At 60.3% G+C, this 23677-nt stretch carries 21 protein-coding genes; 7 read left to right on the forward strand and 14 right to left on the reverse strand.

Annotated elements, in window-relative coordinates; genetic code table 11:
• Positions 1-323: 323 nt before the first annotated feature.
• From guaA to DY251_RS12710, 5 genes are all read right to left on the reverse strand, one after another.
• A complete protein-coding gene (gene guaA / locus DY251_RS12690) occupies positions 324-1886 on the reverse strand; it encodes a glutamine-hydrolyzing GMP synthase (protein ID WP_116624429.1) in 1563 nt (520 codons plus the stop codon).
• 107 nt (positions 1887-1993) lie between these two features.
• Complete coding sequence (locus DY251_RS12695; RefSeq protein WP_116624288.1) at positions 1994-2641, reverse strand: 5'-methylthioadenosine/S-adenosylhomocysteine nucleosidase; 648 nt, start codon at positions 2639-2641, stop codon at positions 1994-1996.
• The gene (locus tag DY251_RS12700; RefSeq protein ID WP_116624289.1) at positions 2638-3093 is read right to left on the reverse strand and encodes a PaaI family thioesterase; all 456 of its coding nucleotides are present in this window, start codon (positions 3091-3093) and stop codon (positions 2638-2640) included. The genes DY251_RS12695 and DY251_RS12700 overlap by 4 nt, the downstream gene beginning before the upstream one ends.
• A gap of 99 nt (positions 3094-3192) precedes the next feature.
• Positions 3193-5031, reverse strand: a complete 1839-nt coding sequence (ilvD, locus tag DY251_RS12705; RefSeq protein WP_116624290.1) for a dihydroxy-acid dehydratase — start codon at positions 5029-5031, stop codon at positions 3193-3195.
• A 236-nt stretch (positions 5032-5267) separates the two neighbouring features.
• Entirely contained in the window at positions 5268-6557 is a 1290-nt protein-coding gene (locus DY251_RS12710) for an RsmB/NOP family class I SAM-dependent RNA methyltransferase (RefSeq protein WP_116624291.1), read from the reverse strand.
• A 183-nt stretch (positions 6558-6740) separates the two neighbouring features.
• Here DY251_RS12710 and DY251_RS12715 point away from each other — a divergent pair, with 183 nt between their 5' ends.
• The gene (locus DY251_RS12715; protein ID WP_116624430.1) at positions 6741-7412 is read left to right on the forward strand and encodes an aquaporin; all 672 of its coding nucleotides are present in this window, start codon (positions 6741-6743) and stop codon (positions 7410-7412) included.
• Positions 7413-7518: 106 nt separating this feature from the next.
• On the opposite strand, the gene hisG is transcribed toward DY251_RS12715, so the two are convergent.
• From hisG to hisS, 3 genes are read right to left on the reverse strand one after another with little or no spacing between them, the layout of a single operon-like run.
• The gene (gene hisG / locus DY251_RS12720; RefSeq protein WP_116624292.1) at positions 7519-8214 is read right to left on the reverse strand and encodes an ATP phosphoribosyltransferase; all 696 of its coding nucleotides are present in this window, start codon (positions 8212-8214) and stop codon (positions 7519-7521) included.
• Positions 8211-9326: an ATP phosphoribosyltransferase regulatory subunit gene (locus DY251_RS12725; protein WP_116624293.1), complete on the reverse strand. Its 1116-nt coding sequence runs from the start codon at positions 9324-9326 to the stop codon at positions 8211-8213. The genes hisG and DY251_RS12725 overlap by 4 nt, the downstream gene beginning before the upstream one ends.
• Positions 9323-10804, reverse strand: coding sequence for a histidine--tRNA ligase (hisS, locus tag DY251_RS12730; protein WP_116624294.1), 1482 nt, complete (start codon positions 10802-10804; stop codon positions 9323-9325). Before hisS ends, DY251_RS12725 begins: the two co-directional genes overlap by 4 nt.
• A gap of 222 nt (positions 10805-11026) precedes the next feature.
• On the opposite strand from hisS, the gene DY251_RS12735 reads away from it, so the two are divergent.
• Positions 11027-11221, forward strand: a complete 195-nt coding sequence (locus tag DY251_RS12735) for a hypothetical protein (protein ID WP_116624295.1) — start codon at positions 11027-11029, stop codon at positions 11219-11221.
• 53 nt (positions 11222-11274) lie between these two features.
• Here DY251_RS12735 and DY251_RS12740 read toward each other — a convergent pair whose 3' ends face one another.
• Positions 11275-11913: a DNA-3-methyladenine glycosylase I gene (locus DY251_RS12740; RefSeq protein ID WP_116624296.1), complete on the reverse strand. Its 639-nt coding sequence runs from the start codon at positions 11911-11913 to the stop codon at positions 11275-11277.
• A gap of 203 nt (positions 11914-12116) precedes the next feature.
• Here DY251_RS12740 and DY251_RS12745 point away from each other — a divergent pair, with 203 nt between their 5' ends.
• Positions 12117-12905, forward strand: a complete 789-nt coding sequence (locus DY251_RS12745; RefSeq protein ID WP_116624297.1) for a L,D-transpeptidase — start codon at positions 12117-12119, stop codon at positions 12903-12905.
• 259 nt (positions 12906-13164) lie between these two features.
• On the opposite strand, the gene glcF is transcribed toward DY251_RS12745, so the two are convergent.
• Genes glcF through DY251_RS12765 form a run of 4 tightly spaced genes read right to left on the reverse strand, consistent with a single transcriptional unit; the run spans position 13165 to position 18518 of the window.
• A complete protein-coding gene (glcF, locus tag DY251_RS12750; protein WP_116624298.1) occupies positions 13165-14451 on the reverse strand; it encodes a glycolate oxidase subunit GlcF in 1287 nt (428 codons plus the stop codon).
• A gap of 2 nt (positions 14452-14453) precedes the next feature.
• Complete coding sequence (gene glcE / locus DY251_RS12755; RefSeq protein WP_116624299.1) at positions 14454-15662, reverse strand: glycolate oxidase subunit GlcE; 1209 nt, start codon at positions 15660-15662, stop codon at positions 14454-14456.
• 8 nt (positions 15663-15670) lie between these two features.
• Positions 15671-17167: an FAD-linked oxidase C-terminal domain-containing protein gene (locus DY251_RS12760; RefSeq protein ID WP_116624300.1), complete on the reverse strand. Its 1497-nt coding sequence runs from the start codon at positions 17165-17167 to the stop codon at positions 15671-15673.
• A 52-nt stretch (positions 17168-17219) separates the two neighbouring features.
• Complete coding sequence (locus DY251_RS12765) at positions 17220-18518, reverse strand: DUF3422 family protein (protein WP_116624301.1); 1299 nt, start codon at positions 18516-18518, stop codon at positions 17220-17222.
• 111 nt (positions 18519-18629) lie between these two features.
• Between DY251_RS12765 and DY251_RS12770 the strand changes: the two genes are divergently transcribed.
• On the forward strand, positions 18630-19400 hold the full coding sequence (locus tag DY251_RS12770) for a metallophosphoesterase family protein (RefSeq protein WP_116624302.1): 771 nt from the start codon (positions 18630-18632) through the stop codon (positions 19398-19400).
• A gap of 622 nt (positions 19401-20022) precedes the next feature.
• On the opposite strand, the gene DY251_RS12775 is transcribed toward DY251_RS12770, so the two are convergent.
• Positions 20023-20721, reverse strand: a complete 699-nt coding sequence (locus DY251_RS12775) for a type 1 glutamine amidotransferase (protein WP_116624431.1) — start codon at positions 20719-20721, stop codon at positions 20023-20025.
• Between the two features lie 52 nt (positions 20722-20773).
• Between DY251_RS12775 and DY251_RS12780 the strand changes: the two genes are divergently transcribed.
• The 3 genes from DY251_RS12780 (at position 20774) to DY251_RS12790 (ending at position 23666) form a co-directional block, all read left to right on the forward strand.
• Positions 20774-21421, forward strand: coding sequence for a hypothetical protein (locus tag DY251_RS12780; RefSeq protein ID WP_245415950.1), 648 nt, complete (start codon positions 20774-20776; stop codon positions 21419-21421).
• A gap of 44 nt (positions 21422-21465) precedes the next feature.
• Complete coding sequence (locus tag DY251_RS12785; RefSeq protein ID WP_116624303.1) at positions 21466-22200, forward strand: 16S rRNA (uracil(1498)-N(3))-methyltransferase; 735 nt, start codon at positions 21466-21468, stop codon at positions 22198-22200.
• Positions 22201-22292: 92 nt separating this feature from the next.
• Entirely contained in the window at positions 22293-23666 is a 1374-nt protein-coding gene (locus DY251_RS12790) for a glutamate--cysteine ligase (RefSeq protein ID WP_116624433.1), read from the forward strand.
• Positions 23667-23677 lie beyond the last annotated feature (11 nt).

A 23677-nucleotide genomic window follows, 5' to 3' on the forward strand; every position in this document is an offset into this window, starting at 1 on the left:
ACTCAACATTAGAGCGAACCTTACCGCCGCCAGCGGCGTGCCGCCCGCGTTGTTGGCCGTATATAGGCCTCACCCCCCAAAACTGTCAACACGGCAATTCAAACTTTGACGAAGATTTTTTCGATTTCTGGAAATAACCCGAAATCGCGCACACGCTTGTTACGAAAATTCCGTCAATCGATTGTTTTCAATAATAAAGTTGCTCGTACGCGCGCGCTGCCAGTACCGCAACTTGTGAATCGGCTAAGAATCGCTGCCAAAATCCACAGGCCGAACAAAAAAGGCGGGACTTAGTCCCGCCTTTTATACTGCTCTATGGAATCTCATTCCCACTCGATCGTTCCGGGTGGTTTGCTCGTCACGTCGTAGACGACGCGATTGATCCCGCGCACCTCATTGATAATGCGTGTGGCGGCATTGCCGAGGAAATTCATGTCGTAGTGATAGAAGTCGGCTGTCATGCCGTCGACGGAAGTCACGGCCCGCAGCGCGCAGACGAACTCATATGTGCGGCCGTCACCCATCACACCAACCGTCTGCACCGGCAGCAGCACGGCAAACGCCTGCCAGATCGCGTCATACAAGCCAGCCTTGCGAATCTCATCGAGATAGATCGCGTCGGCCTCGCGCAGAATCTCCAGCTTTTCGCGCGTCACGCCACCGGGGCAACGAATCGCGAGGCCCGGTCCGGGGAAGGGATGCCGACCGATAAACGATTCGGGCAGGCCCAGTTCGCGGCCCAGCTCGCGCACTTCGTCTTTAAAGAGTTCGCGCAGCGGCTCTACCAGCTTCATATTCATGCGTTCTGGCAGGCCGCCCACATTGTGGTGCGATTTGATCGTCACCGATGGCCCGCCGGTGAAAGACACGCTCTCGATAACATCCGGGTAAAGCGTGCCTTGCGCGAGGAAATCCGCACCGCCCAGCTTCTTCGCTTCTTCCTCGAAAACTTCGATAAAAAGGCGGCCAATCGTTTTGCGCTTCTTCTCGGGATCACTCTCGCCTTCCAACGCACCAATAAAGCGGTCGGAAGCGTTCACCAGAATCAGCGGCAGATTGTAGTGCTCACGGAACATGGCCACTACATCTGCGGCTTCGTTCTTCCGCATCAGGCCGTGGTCGACAAGAATGCAGGTCAGTTGATCGCCAACCGCCTCATGGATCAGCAGCGCTGCAACAGATGAATCGACGCCGCCCGAAAGCGCGCAGATCACCTTGCCCTTGCCCACTTGTTTGCGGATCGCCTCGACAGCCTGCTCGCGGTAGGCCGCCATCGTCCAGTCGCCCTTGAGGCCGACAATATCGCGCACGAAATTGCGCAGCAGCTTGGCGCCGTCTGGCGTGTGAACCACTTCGGGGTGAAACTGCACAGCATAAAACTTTCGCGCCTCGTCCGCGATTGCCGCGAAGGGCGCGCCTGACGAAGTGCCGACGATCTTGAAGCCATCCGGAATTGAGGTAACGCGGTCGCCGTGGCTCATCCAGACCTGGTGCCGGGTGCCCTTTGCCCACACATTTTCAAACAGCGAGCAGTCGTCTTCGATTTCCAGAAACGCCCTGCCGAATTCGCGGTGATGACCAGCTTCCACCTTGCCGCCAAGCTGTGCGCACATTGTCTGTTCGCCATAGCAAATGCCGAGTACAGGAACGCCAGCGGAGAATACAACGTCCGGAGCGCGCGGGCTGCCTATATCCACCGTCGATGCCGGACTGCCTGAAAGGATCACGCCCTTCGGTTGAAGTCTCGAAAAGGCTTCGGCGGCAGACTGAAACGGTACGATCTCGGAATAAACGCCAGCCTCACGCACTCGTCTCGCTATGAGCTGAGTGACCTGGCTGCCGAAATCGATGATGAGGATGGCGTCGGTGTGCGCTGTGTTCTTCATGGCGGGCATTTAGAGAAAGAACTGAGTCGACGCAATGGGTTAGACTCAATTGCGAAGAAGTTGAATCGGAAACCTCGCGTGCAGATTCAACTGCCTCACATTCAGATTCAACTACGACGTGTAAATTCGACTTCGCCAGCCCCGACCGCCAGCGTCAAACGCTCCACTGCGGCGGCAAGCTTCTCATCTATTACATGAAGGTATTCGGTCCAGTCGCCAACATGCCGAAGTTCTGCCGCACCGTCCGAAATGCCGCGTAGCGCAATCAGCGGCACGCGGAAATATTGGCATGCGCGCAGAACCGCGAAGGTTTCCATATCAACCATGTCAGCACTGACGGAATCATAGGCTGCGCCTGAAACGATATTCGCGCCCGTCGAAAGAGACGCCTGTTTTATCCCCGCGATGCGCAATGGCAGGTCCACCACTTCAGGCAAATCCAGAAACGGCGTCTTGCCTTTTGGAAAGCCGAGCGCGGAGGCGTCCATGTCGCGATAGGACACTGATACGGCCTGATAGATTTCGGTTTGCTCCAGCGAGCGGCTTCCAGCCGAACCCAGCGACACGACCAGATCGGGCAAAATCTTCGCCGCCTCCATCCGTGCAAGCTCGGTCGAAACGACCACCGCCGCTTCCACCGGGCCGACGCCGGTGATCAGCGGCGTAAACAGCTTGCGCAAATGCTGGCCATATTCCTGCTCGGCAGCCATGACGAACAGCACATCGCGCCCGCCTATGGAAACCGCCGCACTCAACCCTCGATGCCCTCGCGGCCAGTGATCGTCATCAGAGTGCCGGTCATGGTCGCGATCAGCTTCGCCTCGCCATCGCTTATGGCATAGGCTTCACCATCGGCAACGATGATCGTGCGCCCCGGCTTCGTAACCGACCCGCGGAAAAGGAAGCGATCCCCCTTCCCCGGTGCGAGCAGATTCACCTTGAACTCAATCGTCAAAACGCCCGCGCTCGGCGGCATCAGCGTGTAGGCGGCATAGCCGCAAGCTGAATCCAACGCTGCCGATATAATGCCGGCATGGAGAAAACCGTGCTGCTGCGTCAGCGCATCCGAAAAAGGCATCTCGATTTCGATTGTGCCGGGTGAGACGAGCGTTAGCTCGGCGCCCAATGTCGCCATTGCTTTCTGCTTGGCGAATGAGCTGCGAACGCGCTCGTCGAAATCCTCTGCCGGAACGATCTTGGCTGCCATCTGTATTTCCCCCGGCCTCGCCATAGCAGAGCCGCTGCTTAACATTCCAGCAGTCTAGATCATTTTTGTGCGGTGCAACAATGCTTATTTAATGGAGCCTTATTCGCCGGGTAACCTGCGCACCGCGCCCTTATCGGCGCTTGTGGCAAATGCCGCATAGGCGCGCAGCGCCCTGGTTACATTGCGCTTGCGCTGTTCGACGGGCTTCCAGCCTTTTGCATCCTGCTCTTTGCGACGCTCTGCGAGTTCCGCATCGCTGATTGCAAGATTGATCGTGCGGTTGGGAATGTCGATCTCGATCGTGTCGCCATTGCGCACCAGACCGATTGCGCCGCCTTCCGCCGCTTCCGGCGAAACGTGACCGATGGAAAGGCCGGACGTGCCGCCCGAGAACCTGCCATCGGTCAAGAGCGCGCAGGCTTTCCCCAGGCCCTTCGATTTCAGATAGCTGGTCGGGTAGAGCATTTCCTGCATACCGGGACCACCGCGCGGCCCTTCATAGCGGATAACGACGACATCTCCCTCATGCACCTCGTTTGAGAGAATGCCTTTCACCGCCGAATCCTGGCTTTCGAAAACCTTCGCCGTGCCGGTGAATTTCAGAATGCTTTCATCGACGCCCGCGGTCTTCACCACGCATCCATCCAGCGCGATATTTCCCTTGAGAACCGCCAGCCCGCCATCCTTCGAGAATGGATGCTCGACCGAGCGGATAACGCCATTTTCGCGGTCCGTATCGAGATCGTCCCAGCGCGCTTCCTGGCTGAAAGCCACCTGGGTGGGGATGCCGCCCGGCGCTGCGCTGAAGAATTTGCGTACGGATTCTGAATTTGTTTGGGTGATATCCCAGCGCTCGATGGCCTCGCCGAGCGTGGCCGTATGCACGGTCGGGCAATCGCGGTTGATCAGCCCGCCACGATCCAGTTCGCCAAGAATGCGCATGATGCCGCCTGCGCGGTGCACATCTTCCATATGCACGTCGCTTTTTGCGGGCGCCACTTTCGACAGGCACGGCACCTTGCGCGACAGGCGGTCAATATCATCCATCGTGAAATCGATCTCGCCTTCCAGCGCAGCCGCAAGAATATGCAGCACGGTGTTGGTTGAGCCACCCATCGCAATATCGAGCGCCATTGCATTCTCAAATGCAGGCTTGGATGCAATTGTTCGTGGCAGAGCTGTCGCGTCGTCCTGCTCATACCAGCGCTGGGCCAGATCGACGATCAAATGCCCCGCTTCGACAAACAGGCGGCGACGGTCGGCATGGGTCGCCAATGTCGAGCCATTGCCGGGCAGCGAAAGGCCGAGCGCTTCCGTCAGACAGTTCATTGAATTGGCGGTGAACATGCCGGAGCACGAGCCGCATGTCGGGCAGGCCGAGCGCTCGATGATTTTCACGTCCTCATCGGAAACCTTGTCGTCAGCCGCCGCTACCATTGCGTCAACCAGATCCAACGCGTGCTGTTTTCCCGCGAGCACGACCTTGCCCGCTTCCATTGGGCCACCCGAAACGAACACGGTCGGGATGTTGAGCCGCAGCGACGCCATCAGCATGCCGGGCGTGATCTTGTCGCAATTCGAGATGCAGACCATCGCGTCCGCGCAATGCGCGTTGACCATATATTCCACGCTGTCGGCGATAAGTTCGCGCGAGGGCAACGAATAGAGCATCCCATCATGGCCCATCGCGATGCCGTCATCGACCGCAATCGTATTGAACTCTTTAGCGACGCCGCCGGCATTTTCGATTTCGCGCGCGACGAGTTGGCCGAGGTCTTTCAGGTGCACATGGCCCGGCACGAACTGCGTGAAGGAATTGACCACGGCGATAATTGGCTTGCCGAAATCGCCGTCCTTCATGCCAGTCGCGCGCCAGAGTCCCCGCGCGCCAGCCATATTTCGTCCGTGAGTAGTCGTGCGTGAGCGATATGCAGGCATTTTCGTATCCAATCCGTCTGTAAGCGGAGCTAACTAGCGGAAAATGGCTAAAACGTCACGGAAAAAGCACGATTGTTTCCTGCACCTTTTTGCTTCTCCCCGTTCATTTGGGGGAGGCAGGCTGCGGCGATGTCTCGCAAACTCATGCAGTGCTGAAAATAGAACGTGGCGATGAAGTCCCCCTCTCCCCGTTTACGGAAAGAGGGTAAGGGTGAGGGCGTCGGCCCCGATTTACCTTACCCTGCTCGCTCCAGCGCCGAGAAATAGAACCCATCCGTACCGCTCAGTGCGGGGCTGAGGCGAATGCCGCCGCGCGCATCCACGCGCGCCAAATCTGCGGCGTCGGGAAAACTTTCCCGCCACAGTGCAACATGATCCACAATCTTGAACGCCTCATTTCGCGCGGCAAACGCTTCGAGTTGGTCGCGGTTTTCGGCATCGAACACCGAGCATGTAATATAGACGAGCCGCCCGCCCGGTTTCACAAACCGGCTTGCCTTGTCCAAAATATCCGCCTGCTCGCGACACCGTTGGTCGACTTGCTTCTGGCTTAGCCGCCACTTGGCATCGGGCCTGCGCCGCCACGTACCCGACCCTGTGCACGGCGCATCGATCAGCACGATGTCCATGCTGCCAACCAGCGGTTCAAGCTCCGGCGCGCGCGCCATCACCTCGACGTTCCGAACTTCTGACCGGCGCAAACGATCAAAGATCGGCGCCAGCCGCTGCTTTTCAGAATCATGCGCGACGATGCGGCCCTCATTCTTCATGATTGCCGCGAGCGCCAATGTCTTGCCGCCGCCGCCCGCGCAATAATCCAGCACCTGCATTCCGGGCTTCGCACCGGCGAGTTCGGCAGCAACCTGCGAGCCTTCATCCTGAATCTCGAACCAGCCTTTCTGGAATGCGGGTTCAGCTTGCACATTCGGGTGCCGCCCGCCGCCTGCAATCGGCGCGATACGCACGCCTTGCGAGGCAATTCGCATCGGCTCAGCACCCGTCTCGCCAAGTTCACGCAAGACTGTTTCGCGATCCGACATCAGCGTGTTGGCGCGCAGGTCGAGCGGTGGGCGATCTGCCAGCCCCGCGGCCTCCTGCGCCCACGCCTCGCCAAACGCGGCCTGAAGATGCGGCACGACCCAATCGGGGCAATCCGCCCGCACCTCGTCCGGCATTTGTTCACGCAGCCGGCGCTGCACTCCGGCGAGTTCGTCAGCGCTCAGCGGTTCGGGCGCGAAACGGTCGCCCGTCAGTTCCGTATTAATTGCATCGGGCGAAAGGCCCCATTCCAGAATCAGCGCGCCAAAGGCCTGCCCGCGTACGCTGTCATCGTCCATCAGCCAAGCAGCCGACAATCTCCGGCGCAGCGTGTCATAAACGATATTGCCAATTGCGCCGCGATCGCCCGATCCGGCAAAGCGATGCGAGAGGCCCCAGTCTTTCAGCGCCTCGGCAACCGGCCTGCGCCGTTGCTCCATATCCCGCAAAACTTCGATGGCTGCCGCCAGCCTGCCGCCCAATCTCATCTCGGTTATCCGATCCCGGTTGACCCGTTTGCGCCTAGCTAGCGCCCGGTCCGCAATCGCGCAAGGAGCACCGCGAAAACATCGTTGATTTGCTCGCGCCGCGCATTTTTTGCGCAACACATGCGCGCTAAAATGTCGCGCGAATCAACTCTCCGTTATGGAGACTGAGTGAGGGGAATGGACATGAAGAAATATCTGGCCGAATTGATCGGCACCTTTCTGCTGGTTTTCTTAGGTACTGCATCGATCGTGCTCGGCGGGTTGGCAACCGCCCTGCCCATCGGCCAGGGTTTCATCGGTCTGGCTTTCGGCATCGGCGTGATTTCTGCCGCCTATGCCATCGGCCCAGTGTCCGGCGCGCATCTCAATCCGGCGGTAACGGTTGGCGTTTTTCTGTCCGGACGCATGCCCGCCGGTGATGTCGTCGGTTACATCGTCGCGCAAATCATCGGTGCGATCATTGCAACACTTGCGCTTGTCATCATCTGCACCGGCCACGCAACGCCCGTCATCAATTACGGCGCGAATGGCTGGGATCCGAATGCATGGAGCACTGTCGGCGCGTTCCTTGTCGAAGCGATTGCCACCTTTGTGTTCGTGCTGGTCATCCTCGGCGTGACTGCTGAAAAGCACTCCACTGCATTTGCCGGATTGGTCATCGGCCTGACGCTTGCCGCGATCCACTTTGCGGTCATCCCGGTCACGGGCACTTCGGTGAATCCCGCACGCTCTATTGGCCCTGCCCTGTTCTCAACCGGCGCGATGGGCCAGCTTTGGCTGTTCATTGTCGCTCCGCTGGTCGGCGGCGCAATTGCGGGCATCGTCGCCAAAACCCGTGCATATGAGTTGGAATAGTCGGCGAGAGAAGCACGTCGCCCGGCTCGGCAGGTGAGGTGAATACCCCTTATCCGGCAGGCGGATGAGGGGTTATTTCCCCTTGCGGGTTAATTACTGAACGGGCTCATCCCGCGCGCACCTGCTGCACCAAGCTGTCCAGCAGTGCGGCATCTTCCTTGCTCCGCGCGCATTTCGAAGCCACCAGACAAGCCTGGGAGCGCAAAATCACGCCATCTCCCAAAATCTTGAGATGGTTCGCCTTCAGCGTTGACCCGGTCGTCGTAATATCCACGATGACATCCGCCGATCCTGCTGCCGGAGCGCCCTCTGTCGCGCCGAGGCTTTCGACGATCCGATAAACCTGAATCCCGTGCATTTGCGAGAAAAACTGCTGCGTCAACCGCCAGTATTTCGTCGCAATGCGCAACCGCCGCCCGTGACGCTGGCGAAACTCCGCCGCCACGTCATCCAGATCGCCCATCGTATCCACGTCGAGCCAAATATCCGGCACGGCCACGACCACATCGGCAAAACCAAAGCCCAGCCGCGTCGCGATTTCCGCGCGGTTCTCCCAGTCGGCAACGTTTTCGCGCAGCAAATCTTCGCCCGTAATGCCGAGATCGACCGCGCCGCGACCGAGTTCGCCCGCAATCTCCGAAGCCGAGAGGAACGACACTTCGACGCCCTCATAGCCCTCCAGCCGCGCCTTGTATTTGCGGTCATCCGCCGGCAACGCGATATTCAGGCCCGCGCGCTCGAACACGGCCAGCGATTGTTCGCGCAACCTGCCCTTTGATGGAATGGCGAGGGTGATGCTCATTGCGCACCCCGCAATGCATCGATGCGGTCCAGCCAAACGGAAAAGCCAACGCCCGGGATCGCTTGCCGCGCACCGAGCATCGTCAGCAGGCGGTCGTAACGCCCGCCGCCTGCCAGCGGACGATCCGCGCCCGGCCCGTCAATCTCAAACACAAGGCCCGTGTAATAATCCAGCGGACGCCCGAATGCGGCATCATATGTAACGACATCCAGCGGCACGGCTTCCTTGCGCAGCGCTTCAAGGCGTGCCGAAAACCCAGCCAACGCCTTGCCGAGCGAAAGCCCCACGTCGTTCGCGAAAGCTTCCAACGTCGCCGTGGCCTGCTCCACCGGCACGCGAATTGCGAGAAAACGGCGCAATGCATCGAACGCCGCTGGCGACAGTTGCACGCTCGCCAGTTCTGCTTTTTCCACCAGCCGCCTCGCAATCTCCTCCGGCGTTCGCCCCGCGGTCAGCGGAATGCCTGCTGCGTGCATTCCTTGCGTAACATGCTCCACCAGCGCGGCCTCATCGCCATCCGCCACCAGCAAGGCCGCCGGTCCAACAACCGCCTTGGTTCGCGATTGGCTGCCAAGATCGGCCAGCGCCGCATCCAGCATCGCCGTCGAACCAAACGCCCGCGCGAGCCGCATCCGCCAGCCGCGCGGCAGACCCAGCGCACCCAGTACAGCCTCGAACAGCGCCTGATCGCCTAGCGTCACCGCAAGGGTCCGCTCCGGCAAAACCCTATGCAGCAGCGCATACGCATCGCTGATCGAACGCGCATCCGCTTCGGCGGCATTGGTATCGCCGAGATCTTCAATGCCCGCCTGAAAAAACTCCGGCCTGCCATCGCGCCGCTGCCGAAACACTTCTCCCAGATACGAATAGCGGCGCGGCGTATCTGCCTGGCTCGCAATATGGTCGAGGCAAACCGGAATCGTAAACTCCGGTCGCAAGCAAAGCTGCTCGCCCGTTTCGCTCTCGGTCAGGAAAATGCGCCGCCGCAAATCCTCGCCCGCAATGTCGAGAAACGGATCGGCAGGCTGTACGATTGCAACGTCGGCCGGTTCCGCACCGCGTGCAGCAAACAGCGCCCTGATGTCGGCAGCAATTGCGGGCAGGCGTATCATCCCCGCACGCGTTCTTCGGCTTGCGCGTCGAGAATGCGCCGAACGGTTTCCACGAGTTCGCTTTCCGGCACGGTGATCTGGCCCGGCCGCGCTTCCTTATATGCATCGTGGTCTGCAATGTTCTGTGCCAGTTGCGCGCCCACAACGAGATCCTTGATCTGCACCGTTCCCGCCGCGCGCTCGTCGCCGCCCTGAATTACGACGCAAGGTGCGCCGCGCCGGTCGGCATATTTCATCTGCGCCTTCATGCCCGCGCCGCCGAGATAAAGTTCCGCGCGAATGCCGTCCTGCCGAAGCTGCGCCACCATGCGCTGATACCGTCCGAGACTTTCCACGTCGCGGTCCATCACCAGCACCACGACCGGCGCAATCACATCAGTCGTATCCAGCTTGCCGAGATTTTTCAGCGCCGTCATCAAGCGCGAAACACCGATGGAAAAGCCCGTCGCCGGAACCGGCTCGCCACGGAAGCGCGACACCAGCCCGTCATAGCGCCCACCGCCGCCAACCGAACCGAAGCGCACCACCTGCCCGTCCTCGTTGGGGATTTCGGCTAGCAGTTCGGCTTCCAGAACCGGGCCGGTATAATATTCCAGACCGCGCACCACGGATGGGTCGATCTTGATGCGCTCCGGCCCATATTGCGCCGCGCGGCAAAGCGCTTCAATGTCGCGCAACTCGCCCATGCCTTCGTGGAACTTTTCGCTGGCGATCTCGCCCGCGGTGCTGTCGATATAGCCAAGCACGGTTGCGATAGCCGCATCGGAAAGACCTGCACCTTTCGTGAAGTCGCCCTCGCCTTCCTTGCCGCCATCCCACCGGCCAGCGCCGAGCAGCAGGCGCACGCCGTCCGGCCCAAACTTGTCCAGCTTGTCGATGGCGCGCAGCACCGTCAGGCGACGTCCCGCGTTTTCGTCGCCGCCAAGCCCGATGGCTTCAAGTACGCCGTCCAGCACTTTGCGGTTATTCACGCGGATCAGATAGTCACCGCGCGCAATGCCAAGCGCTTCCATCACATCGGCCATCATCATGGCCATTTCGGCATCCGCGCCAACGCCCGGCGCGCCAATCGTATCCGCATCAAACTGCATGAACTGGCGGAAGCGGCCCGGACCAGGCTTTTCGTTGCGGAACACCCAGCCAGACCGATACGACCGGAACGGCTTCGGCAGGCGCTCGAAGTTTTCTGCAACATAGCGCGCGGTCGGCGCGGTCAAATCATAGCGCAGCGAAAGCCACTGCTCGTCATCGTCCTGAAACGAAAACACGCCTTCATTGGGGCGGTCCTGATCCGGCAGGAATTTGCCCAGCGCATCGGTAAACTCGATCAGCGGCTGCTCAACCGGCTCGAATCCATAAAGCTCATACACTTCGCGGATTGTCGCCATCATCCGGTCGGCTGCGCGAATGTCCTCCGCCGAGCGATCGACAAATCCACGCGGCAGGCGCGCCAGCGTCTTTTGCGGTTTCTCGGCCATAGGTGTCATTCCATAGTGCGGTTGCAGCCCGAGGAGCTTGTGGGCGCGCGTGTCCTAACCGATCAACGCAGGTGCGGCAAGGCGCTGGCTGTTGTTTGGAAAGCTGGTGTTAACCTCCTGCCACCAGTTTTCCGCAATTCGTTCAAAAATCCGCACCAATCGGCCCGTAATTCCCCTTCGTAACGGTAGCCATCCGGCCAGCCGCATTTCTCGGGCAAGATCATGACCATGCTGACCACCAAGACCGCCACCGCCGAATCTTCTCTACAGGCCGGGCCTTTCCATCCAACTGCCGAGCCGCAGACCGAACGCAGCGAGATAAGCCGCGCCGTTCTCACGAGTTTGCTGGCGCTTTATCCGGTTCTGGCCACTGTCGGCGTCATGCTGCTCACGCTGGCTTTCACCCGCTCCGCCTGAAATCCGCCACGCCGCGAAAGCACTCCTCTCTTCGCACCTCGTATCTCGACACTTCACGCCGACTTAGGCTTGGGTCTCTTGAACGCGGCGCGGGCGCGTTCCACTTCGGCGCGGCACTTGCAGCCTTCGATATGGTCGTTGACCATGCCCATCGCCTGCATGAAGGCATAAACTGTCGTCGGCCCCACAAAGCTCCAGCCGCGCTTTTTCAATTCCTTTGAGATGCGCGTTGAAATCGCGGTGGTCGGGTTTGCGCGCACTGCTTCCAGCGTCACGACCTCCGGGCGGTCTGCTGCGCCCGGCTCGAATGCCCAGAACCACGTCGCGAGCGACCCGGCTTCTTTCACCAGTTCCTGCGCGCGTTTGGCATTGTTGATCGTCGATTCGATCTTGCCGCGATGGCGAATGATTCCCGCATCGGCGACCAAGCGTTCGACATCCTTTTCGGTAAACGTCGCCACCTTGTTGAAATCGAAGCCCGCAAACGCGGCGCGAAAATTTTCGCGCTTGCGCAGGATCGTCAGCCACGACAATCCCGACTGAAACCCTTCGAGACAAATCTTCTCGAACAGCCGGACGTCGTCGACCACCGGCCTGCCCCATTCATTGTCGTGATAGGGAATGTAATCTGCGGTGCTGCCGCCCCAGGAGCAGCGCAGCACACCGTCGTCACCCTTCACCAAGCCGTCCATTGTCGCGAATCTCCCGATGGCGAGCGCAATTTAGGGCTTGTTTACCGCGTTTGTGAACGCTCAGGTAACCATACCAAAGAGTTTCACTCACAAGTCGCATTTTATGCAATTTGATTCATCTTTCAGTTGTGACGTCCGAACAAAATACCCTCGCTGATCGCTGCCGGAGGGGCGCGATCCATATATTTGTCGAGAGCATTCTTATGAGATTGTCCGCCTGTCTGCTTACCGCCGCCAGTTTGCTGGCGCTCCAAACGTCGCCACTTTCCGCACAGGATCGCTACCGCCAGCCGCCACCGGTCGTGGTCAGCCCAGACCTTTCAGCGCCGTGGGTCATGCAGCTCGGCCAGCAGCCGGGCAAAGTCGTCCGGCGCCGTGCGCCCACCAATGTTCAGGTGCAACAGGGCCAGCAGGGCCTCACCATGCGCCGCTCGTCGGTTCCGGGCCTCGTGCTGGTGCAGCCAACCAACGCTGACGTTTCGGTCATCACATCGTCGGTCGCGCGGCCTGCGCAAACGCAGATTCAGCCGCAGATGGACCCGAAATTCCTGCCTGCTTCTGTTGAATATCAAACCAGCCACAAGCCCGGCACCATCATTATCGATTCGGCCTCCAAATATCTCTATCTGGTTCAGGAAGGCGGCAAGGCGCGTCGTTATGGCGTCGGCGTCGGCAAGGAGGGCATGGGTTGGAAGGGCGTGGAGAACGTCACCCGCAAGGCCGAGTGGCCGGAGTGGCGTCCGCCATCATCGATGATCGAGCGTGAGCGCAAGAAGGGCCGCATCCTGCCAACCTACATGGCCGGAGGCGAGGCCAATCCGCTCGGGGCGCGCGCGCTTTACCTTGGCAGCACGCTCTATCGCATCCACGGCACGAACGCGCCTTGGACCGTCGGCACAAACGCATCATCCGGCTGCATCCGCATGCGCAATCAGGATGTCATGGAGTTGTACGAGATGGTCAGGGTCGGCGCAAAAGTCGTCGTGATGTAAAGTTCGGGGGACGGGCTGCCGTTTCAGGTGGCAACCGTCGAAAAAGAGCGGCGCGACGAGGGGCGCGCCGCTTTTTTTTTGTTTTGCGGCGCTGATTCACCCCTGGTTCGCCTGCCGGCACCACCGCGCCCTCCGCTATGGTTCCGACCGCTCGCCTCAACATCGCAGGGAAGACCGCAACTTCGCAGCCCGTCATCCTCTGGCTTGTCCCAAGGATGACGCCGGAACGCACGGGGTAACGTCAGAATTCGCGGTCTACTCAAACCCCCGCGGGTCGTTCCCCGCCATAGGCCCAGTCCAGCAGGGCGACGGTGTGGACGATTGGCATGCCGGCGCGGTTGGCAATCTGCGTCATGCAGCCGATATTCCCCGTCGCGACCACATCGGCGCCTGTCGCCGCGATATTCTTCACCTTGCGGTCGCGCAGCTTTGCGGAAATCTCCGGCTGCATGATGTTGTAGGTTCCGGCCGATCCGCAGCACAGATGCCCCTCGCGCGGTTCCTTCACCACAAACCCGGCGCGCGTCAGCAGATCCTTCGGCTGGCGCGTCAGTTTCTGACCGTGCTGCATCGAACAGGCCGAATGATACGCCACCGCCAGCCCCGGCTTCACCACCGGTTCGGGCAATTCCAGCACTGTCAGATATTCTGTGATGTCCTTCGCCAGCGCAGAAACCCGCGCTGCCTTCTCCGCATAGGCTGGATCGAGCCGCAGCATGAAGCCGTAGTCCTTGATCGTCGTGCCGCATCCCGATGCCGTGATGACAATCGCATCCAGCCCGCCATTGTCGATCAATCGCGTCCACGCATCGACATTGCGCCGCGCCTGAACGAGCGACTCTTCCTCGCGACCCATATGATGCACCAGCGCGCCGCAGCAACCCTCACCGGGTGCGTCCACAATCTCAATTCCAAGCCGCGTCAGCAGCGATGTCGCCGCTTCATTTATGCCGGGATTCAGCACCGGCTGCGCGCAACCTTTCAGCATCGCTACGCGCCCGCGCGCCTTGCCCTTAAGCATGATCGATTCTTGCCCCGCCTTCGGCAAAGAGCGCGGTGCAAGTTCCAGCATCGCCGCAAGCGGCTGCAGCGCCTTGTTTTTCTTGAAAAGCCCCGCGAATGGCCTGCCTAGTCCCGCCAGTTTCAGCGCAGCGCGAAAACGCGCCGGATAGGGCAGCACTTTCGCCAGCGTCGCGCGGATCATCCGGTCCACAAACGGGCGACGATAGGTTTGCTCGATATGCGCGCGCGCATGGTCGACCAGATGCATGTAGTTCACGCCGGAAGGGCACGTCGTCATGCACGCCAGACATGACAGGCAACGGTCGATATGCCGCACGATTTCCTCGTCCGCGGGCCTCCCGTTTTCCAGCATATCCTTGATGAGATAAATGCGCCCGCGCGGGCTATCGAGTTCGTTGCCGAGCGTCACATAGGTTGGGCAGGTCGCCGTGCAAAATCCGCAATGCACGCATTTGCGCAATATCTTTTCGGACTCCGCGACATGTGGATCGGCAAGTTGTTCGGGCAGGAAATTGGTTTGCATCGTCAGCCCGCCATACGTCCGGGATTGAGAATATTGTGCGGGTCAAACGACGCTTTCAGCCGTTCCGCCAATGCGCGTAAAGCAGGCGGTTGCGGCGCGAACACCGGCACCGCCGCGCGCACCGCAGCGTTGGCTCGCACCAGCGTAGCATGTCCGCCGCCATGCGCCCGCACCAGCGCCCGCACGCGTTCAGCTTCCGGCTCGCCGTGTTCCATGCGCAGCCACACCAGCCCGCCCTGCCAATCGTAGAATGCACTGGCCGGAACATTCTGTCGCAAATCCAGCGTCATCCTGTGGGCTTCGGAAGGCTGCATGGACACCCGCCAGACCGGCTTGTGCGTTCCATCTGCGAACGGAATGCAATCGCGCAGATCGCGCCAGACAGCTTTCGATTTGTCGCCCAGCAACACCTGCAATTCGCCCGCATTCTTGAGCATGTCCTGCAGGAGATTGAGCCTGTAGGCGATGGAGGGCGGAAATCCTTCCAGCCGCAGCAGCGTCGCCGCATCAGACCCCAGCGCTCCACCCACAACCGAAATCGCAACGCCTTCCGGCACATGCGCCGCGCTCGAAACCTCCGCGCTGGAACCCATCGCGAGCGCCATCGCCGCGGCAGCCTGATCGTCCAGCAATCCGCGAATGGCGAGCGTCGTTTCCGTCTCCGCGACCGGCAGCACCTTGAACGTCACATCCGTACAGACCGCCAGCGTTCCCCATGACCCTGCCATCGCCTTGGACACATCATAGCCGGTCACGTTTTTCACGACTCTCCCCCCTGCCTTGAAAGCTTCGCCACGCCCGGAAACCGCGTTGATGCCAAGAATATGATCGCGCGCAGCGCCCGCTTTCAGCCTGCGCGGACCGGAGAGGTTTGCCGCCAGAACGCCCCCGATTGTTCCCGCGCCAGCCGCCTGCCCATGCAGCGGGCCATAATCCAGCGGCTCGAAATCAAGTTGCTGGTTGTAGTCGGCCAAAAGCTTTTCGATTTCCGCAATCGGCGTTCCCGCGCGCGCGGTCAGCACCAGTTCCGCAGGCTCGTATAGCGTCACGCCGGACAACCGCGAAAGGCTCAGCGTGTGCTCCGTTTGCGCAGGGCGTCCAATGCCACGCTTCGACCCCTGCCCCACCACCTCCAAAGGCGCTTGCTCCGCTGCCGCCCATTGGACAACAGACAGCACCTCTTCCGGCGTTGTCGGCGTAAAATCGGTCATGAAACGCTCTAAAACCTTGGAATGTCTGGAAATGGCATCTTGCCCTGATGCACATGCATCCGGCCAAGTTCGGCGCAGCGCCGCAATTGCGGAAACACCTTACCCGGATTGAGCAGATGGTTTGGATCGAACGCGCATTTGATGCGCATTTGCTGGTCCAGATCTGCCTCGGTGAACATCTCCGGCATCAGGTCGCGCTTCTCGACGCCAACGCCGTGCTCGCCGGTCAGCACGCCGCCGACCTTTACACAAAGCCGCAAAATATCCGCGCCAAACTCTTCCGCCGCAGCCAATTCGCCGGGGTTGTTTGCGTCATAAAGGATCAGCGGGTGCAAATTGCCGTCGCCCGCATGGAAAACATTCGCCACGCGCAGCCCGTGCTTTTCCGAAAGTTCGCGCATACCGGCCAGCACGCGCGGCAGTTCCTTGCGCGGTATCGTGCCGTCCATGCAAAGGTAATCCGGCGAAATGCGCCCGACCGCCGGAAACGCCGCCTTGCGCCCCGCCCAGAACGACAGCCGTTCCGCATCCGAACCGGAAATCCGGCATGTGGTGGAGCCGTTCGCCTGAGCTATGCGCTCCACCTCTGCGATCAGGTGATCCACCTCCGCCGGCGGGCCGTCGAGTTCAACGATCAGCAGCGCCTCCACGTCCAGCGGATAGCCCACCTGCACAAAATCTTCTGCCGCCTTGATGGCGGGCCGGTCCATCATTTCCATGCCGCCGGGAATGATCCCCGCGCCGATAATATCGGCCACGCACTGACCGCCTTGCTCGCTCGTCGGGAATCCGATCAGCACCGCGCGCGCCGTCTCCGGCTTCTTCAAAATGCGAACCGTGACTTCCGTCACCACACCCAGCAATCCCTCGGAACCTGTCATCAGGCCAAGCAAATCATAGCCTTCCGAGTCCAGATGCTTGCCGCCCAGCCGCACCACGTCGCCATTGACCAGCACCATTTCGAGGCCGAGCACATTGTTGGCTGTCAGCCCGTATTTCAGGCAGTGCACACCGCCCGAATTTTCCGCGACATTGCCGCCAATCGAACACGCAATCTGCGACGAAGGATCAGGCGCATAATAAAACCCGTCTTGCTCCACAGCAGTCGTGATACCCAGATTGGTCACGCCCGGTTGCGCCACCACAACTCTGTTCGGAAAATCGATTTCCAGAATGCGGTTGAACCGGCTCATCACCAGCAACACCGCATCGGCCAGCGGCAGCGACCCGCCCGAAAGCGAGGTACCCGATCCGCGCGGCACCACCCGCACGCCATTCTCGTTGCAGTAGCGCAAGATACGCGCCACCTGATCGACCGTTTCCGGCAGCACGACGACCAGCGGCAATTGGCGATAGGCCGTCAGCGCATCCGTCTCGAATGCGCGCATTTCGTTCACCGTCTCGACAACGCCTTCGCCCGGCACAATGGCGCGCATCGCCGCCACGATCTCCGCGCGGCGGGCCATTGTTTTTTCATCGGCTTTCGGCATGACCAGACCGGTCATAGGCGCTCCTCCCGCAGTGTTTATAGCGACCGGCGGGCCGCTCGCGCAAACCTCATTTAGTATGCGTTTCCGAATGCGAATTCCGAATGCGCCGCACCGCCCACCACACAGCAATAATCGCAACCGGCACGGCGGCAGCGGTCACATATTCCGGCTGCAAATGTATCCCGAATATGCCCGTGCCTTTGGCCAGATACCCGATCAACCCAACCACGTAATAAGACACCGCCGCGACAGACAAGCCTTCGACCGTCTGCTGCAAGCGCAGTTGCAGCCGCGCGCGATTGTTCATCGAGGCCAGCACGTCGCGGTTCTGCTTCTCCACTTCCACATCGATCCATGTGCGCAAAAGCGTCGTCGCGCGCGTCAGCTTGCGCGAGAGGTTGGCCTGCCGCTCCTCGACCGACCGGCAAGTACGCATCGCGGGCGCCATGCGCCGCTGGATAAAGCCTCGCCACGTATTATAGCCGGAAACAGGATGTTCGCGCAGCGCATCCAGTCTTTCATGAACGATCCCGTCATAGGCGCGGCTCGCGCCCAACCGGTAGAGGCTTGCCGCCGCATCCGCCTCAAGCTCTGCCGCCAGCCCGGTCAGCACCGTCAGCAGCTTTTGCTCGTCGCGCTCGGCATTGGTCATTTCCTGCGTTATCTGCGCAAGGCTGTTTTCGATGCGGCCCACGCGTGCCGAAAGCGCTTGCGCCAGCGGCAGGCCAAGCATCGCGAGCGTCCTATACGTCTCGATGTCGATAACGCGCTGCGAAACCGCGCCGTTTCTGGCGGGCGACATACCCTTGTCCAGCATCAATATGCGCGTCAGCCCGTCGCCGTCCTGCCTGAAATCGGAGATAATCGCCGCATTGCCGTCCTCGATCACGGAATAACACAAGCTCGTCGGGTCGAAGGTCTGCACCAGCCGCTCGCTTGCGGCGGTCCACTTTCTAATTTCCAGCCTGATGCCGGAAATTACCGGCCCCGGCGGCGTGAAGCCGTTGCCGAATGGCGAATCTTCCGCAGCCTTGCCGTTGCCCGGCAACGGACCTTCCCAGAGGTAGGTGGAAAATTCCGTGTGCCGCTCCCAGCGCACACTGCCCTTTCCCCATTTCATCGCATGGTGTCTGGCCTCTGCGTCGGGCGCGGCGATCCCCAGCCTGCGCGAAAGCGCACCCAGCACGGCCAGATCGATATTGCCGCGGCCTTCCGTGGCAAACGCCAGCTGTATCAACACGCGCGGCGCGTCGATCAGCGGATATGGGCGCGCATGCACCTCGCCCAGCGCAATCGCGCGCTCGGCATGGGCTGGAAAACCCAGCACCGTTCCCGCCAGTCGATCCTCTGTATCTTTGCCAGGCATCAAGGCTGATCATCCGAAAAGTTGAATTCTTCCAACCGCGTTCGCGGCAAACCAATTCTGGCCAATCCGATCGCGTAACACTATGTCTGAAAAGCAAGAAGGAGCTTTGTATTGTCAGTCAAGGGCGTAAGCTACAGCGAGGCGGCTGCACCGGCGGGAGTGCGGCTCTATGCCATCGGCGATGTGCACGGTCGCGCAGACCTACTGCAAGCCATGCTGGCGCGCATCGAAGCCGAACTCGCCATCGACCGGCCGGCTGACTGGCGCATTATCCTGCTTGGCGATTATGTGGATCGCGGCATGGATTCGCGCGGCGTGATTGACGAACTTCTCAACCGCCAGCGCCGCGACGAGCATTTCATCATGCTTGCGGGAAACCATGACACCGGCTTCCTGGGCTTTCTGGAAAAGCCAGACCCGAAGGGCCTGTTCATGCAGTTCGGCGGCATTCAAACCGCCCAATCCTATGGCGTCACGCTCAAGCGTCCCTATCGCCACGGCATTGAGGAAGGCGATCGCGGCTTTCTTGAAACCTCAGCCCAGTTGCAACAGGCCGTGCCGCCCGAACACATCGAGTTTTTGCGCACCTTGCCGCGCGGCTGTCTGGCGGGCGATTTCTTCTTTTGCCATGCCGGCGTCCGTCCCGGCGTCCCGCTCGACAAGCAGGATCCGGAAGACCTCATCTGGATACGCAATGATTTCCTGCTTTATGCCGAGCTGCATCCCAAGGTTATCGTGCACGGTCACACGCCGGTTGGTCAGCCGGACATTCGGGACAATCGCGTCAACATCGATACCCACGCTTATGAGACGGGTATCCTCACCGCTCTCGTCGTGGACGGAACGCAGAAGCGGTTTCTCACAATCGGAAACGGCTTTTAGATACCCCTTGCAGAGTGGCGCGGATGGACGATCCCGAAACGGCTATCAGCGCCGACGTCAAATTCAGATCAGCGTGAGGCGAGAATTGTGATTTTCGAGAACCGGAGCGGAGCGTACATTGGGTACGTGAGCACCGGAAGCGCAGGAAAGCGCAATTCGCAGCCCGCGCTCATCTGAATTTCGCGGCCCGCGCTATCTGATTTTTTTTAACGCGCTATTACGCCGTAACCGTCAACAACTGCATGGTTGTTGGAAGCATCGGCAGAATAAATGCCAATGCCGCTGATTGCGATTGCTGCAAGCATCGCGAAACAAAGAAGCGCCGCTTTCAATGTACCCGTCCCCAGTACTCAGTTGCCAACGCAGCGATTAGCACGCTGCTTCTTACCAATGCGTTTCAAGCAATGGGGTTCCAGCCTGCGAAAGGCATTTTCCCCCTCATTCCGGCTTTGGTTTCGTGCAGCGAGTGATCGCGCTCGAAAAGTCGGATGAGGGGGTGCAGCACCCCGCCCGTTGCCGGACGCTGCACTAGCTCCAATGGATGATAAAATCTATTGTGCCGCGGCCTCGCCCAATTGAGAAAAAGGCGAAGTGTTAAAATTGCAACTATTTCGCGATTGCCCTAGATCGTTGCAATCCAGGCGCGAGCAAGTGCGGCTCCAGCAGCGTCTGCGCGCGGGCCTTTTTCGCTCGCCAAACCGGGATATTTCGCGAGCCAATCGGGATCGAGCCTGTTCACTGCATCGGCGAAAGTCTCGTTCCACTGCGACACCAGCTTGCGATCGGCCTCGAAGTGAAACTGCGTCGCGTAGACTGCCCGCCCGACCCGATAGGCCTGGTTTGCCACCTTGGCACCCGTGGCAAGCAAGGTCGCCTGTGGCGGCAGCGTGAAGCTGTCGTCATGCCACTGAAAAATCGGAAATATTTCCGGCAGCACGTGAAACACCGGGTCTGCAGCAGCAGCGTCGGTCACGCTCACATCCTGCCAGCCAAACTCATTATGTCCGCCAATCTTGTTGTCGCCGCCGAACGCACGGGCAATCAACTGGCTGCCAAGGCAAATTCCCAGCACTGCCTTGTTGTCGCTTTCAAATTCTCGAATCATATCGAGCAGCTTGGGAAAATGCGGCGAGCCACTGTCGTCCAGCGCGTTTTGCCCGCCGCCGAGAACGACCATCGCGTCATATTCGCGTCCAGTGTCGGGAAGCTCCCCCGTCGAATGCGGTCGGATATAGTCAATACTTGCCTTGGCCTCGAGCAGCGCTTCGCCGAGTTGGCCAAGTCCGGTACCGCCGTAATTCTCTACTGCCAAAACCCGCATATAGCTTCCTTTCCCGCCCGGCGGGCGAGCGTTACCATGATGCGGAACGATCATGAAAGCGCCAATCGCTATGCCACTGCAAAACCGCGTCGATCCCGCTGGCGAAATCCACTCTGTGCCCGCGCGCGGCATGTTCACCGGCAATCGCGGCGTCATCCACGACCCCGAAACTAAGAGCCTGAACGGTCGCCGCTGGACAACGAAAGCGTGGATCATCTGCCGATGCGATTTTGAAAACCGTAAGCGCACCGTGTTCGGGCGCAATGCGCGCAGCGGCGGGCCGGGGTGGACGAACCTGTTTTTCGCGGATGAAGTCACCGCACTCGCCGCCGGTCACCGCCCGTGCTTCGAATGTCGTCGCGCCGAAGCAATCGCCTTTGCCAACGCCTTTGCGCGCGGTCACGGCTTGCCAACCATCAAAGCTGCCGAAATGGACGCGATTTTGCACGGCCAGCGCCTCGCCACCGGCAAAGCTCCGCAATCGCTAAACGCGGTGCAAATACTGGACCTGCCCACCGGCGCGATTGTCAGCGCCGATGGCCGCTACCTCGCAAAGCGCATCAACGATTTTCGCATCTGGTCCTTCGATGGCTACGGCGCGCCGGTCGCCGCACCTCTCACAGCAGTGCTCATCACCCCGCCAGCCATCGTTTCGGCGCTACGCAGCGGGTATCGTCCCGTCTGGCATCCAACCGCTTGACACCGCACCTTGACGCTAGAGCGACGCTCGCGCATTGCTCCCCCATGCGTGCAAACTATAAAATGCAGCGGCTTTATGTGCCGCAAGACCTTGCCTCAGGCTCGACCTTCGACGCCAGTCCGGAACAGGCGCACTACCTCACTTCTGTGTTGCGCATGGAAGAAGGCGCTGAATTGCTCGTTTTCAACGGGCGCGATGGCGAATGGCTCGCTCGCATCGATACCAGGGCCAAGCGCTCGCTTCGCCTGAAAGCGGCGGAGCAAACCCGGCCACAGCCGCCGCATCCCGACCTGCTGTATTGCTTCGCCCCGCTCAAGACCGGGCGCCTGGATTACCTGATCCAAAAAGCCGTTGAGATGGGCGCGGGCGTGCTTCAGCCGGTCATTACGCAACACACGCAGGCCGCCAAGGCGTCCGTCGAGCGCATGCAGGCAAACGCCGTTGAAGCTGCCGAACAATGCGGCATTCTCGCTATTCCAACCGTCACCGAGCCCGTCAAACTGGACCGCCTTCTTGAAAATTGGGATTCGTCGCGACGTCTCATTTTCTGCGATGAGGACGCCTCGACCAACAACCCCGTAGCTGCGTTGCAATCGATCACCGAGAAGTCTCTGGCGTTGCTTGTCGGCCCCGAAGGCGGCTTTTCCGATGCTGAACGCAAGCTGCTACGCGCCCTGCCCTTTGTGACGGCAATCCCGCTCGGCCCTCGCATCCTGCGTGCCGACACCGCAGCCGTTGCCGCGCTCGCTGTCATTCAGGCAACCATAGGCGACTGGTAGTCGTTCAAAAGCGATGCATGTTGGATCAGGATTTTTCGCTTGATCGCAGCCCGTACTTTCGCCATCACACCCGCTCTGATACGGAAATTCACATGGCGCGCGATACAACCGATTTCCAGCCGATCGAAAAGCTCGACGAGTTGGTGACTTATCTCTCTGCTGGCTCCAAGCCGCGCGACAAGTGGCGCATCGGCACGGAGCACGAGAAATTCCCGTTCTACACGGACGGAAACGCCCCGGTTCCTTACGGCGGCGACCGGGGTATCCGCGCTTTGCTCGAAGGTATGCAGCGCACGCTCGGCTGGGATCCAATCATGGACAGCGGGCGCATCATCGGCTTGGTCGAACCCACCGGACAGGGCGCAATTTCGCTCGAACCCGGCGGGCAATTCGAGCTTTCCGGCGCACCGCTGGAAACCATCCACCAGACCTGCCGCGAGGGCAACGCCCATCTGGCGCAGGTCCGCGAGATTGCCGAGCCGCTTGGCATTCGGTTTCTCGGCCTTGGCGGCAGCCCGAAATGGACGCTGGCCGAAACTCCGCGCATGCCGAAATCGCGCTATGAAATCATGACGCGCTACATGCCCAAGGTCGGCACCAAGGGCCTCGATATGATGTATCGCACCTGCACCATTCAGGTGAATCTGGACTTCTCGTCCGAAGCCGATATGCGCCGCAAAATGCAGGTGTCGCTCAAGCTGCAACCCCTATCGACCGCGCTCTTTGCCAACTCGCCGTTCACCGACGGCAAGCCGAACGGCCTGCAAAGCTGGCGCGGCGACATCTGGCGCGACACGGACAATCAGCGCTCCGGCCTGCTGCCCTTCTGCTTCTCGCCTGAGTTTGGCTTCGCGGATTACGTCGAATGGGCGCTCGACGTACCCATGTATTTCGTCATTCGCGACGGCGTTTATTACGACATGACGCACATGACCTTCCGCCAGTTCATGGACGGGGCCGCGCGCAATGAGGTGCCGGATGGCCTCGCCACAATGGGTGACTGGGCCAATCATCTGTCCACCCTGTTCCCCGACGTGCGCCTCAAGCGCTTCCTTGAAATGCGCGGTGCCGATGGTGGTCCGTGGCGGCGCATCTGCGCCCTTCCCGCTTTCTGGGTCGGCCTGCTTTACGATGACGAGGCGTTGGACGAAGCAGAGGCCATGACCCACGATTGGACCTATGACGAAGTCAACGCCATGCGCAATTCGGTTCCGGTCGAAGGCATCGCCACCGTGTTCCGCAATCGCACCTTGCGCGAAGTGGGGCGGGAAGCGCTCGCGATCTCGCGCGCTGGCCTCAAGCGCCGCAACCGCACAAACCGCGATGGTTTCGACGAAACGCATTTCCTCTCAACGCTGGATGAGGTCGTTGCCCGCGGCACCACGAGCGCGGAAGAAATGCTGAACGCCTATCACACGCGTTGGGGTGGCTCCATCGAACCCGTCTTTATGGAATATGCCTATTAGCAGCATCTGCT

The organism is Mesorhizobium denitrificans (assembly GCF_003403035.1).
Taxonomy (GTDB): Bacteria; Pseudomonadota; Alphaproteobacteria; order Rhizobiales; family Rhizobiaceae; genus Mesorhizobium_G; species Mesorhizobium_G denitrificans.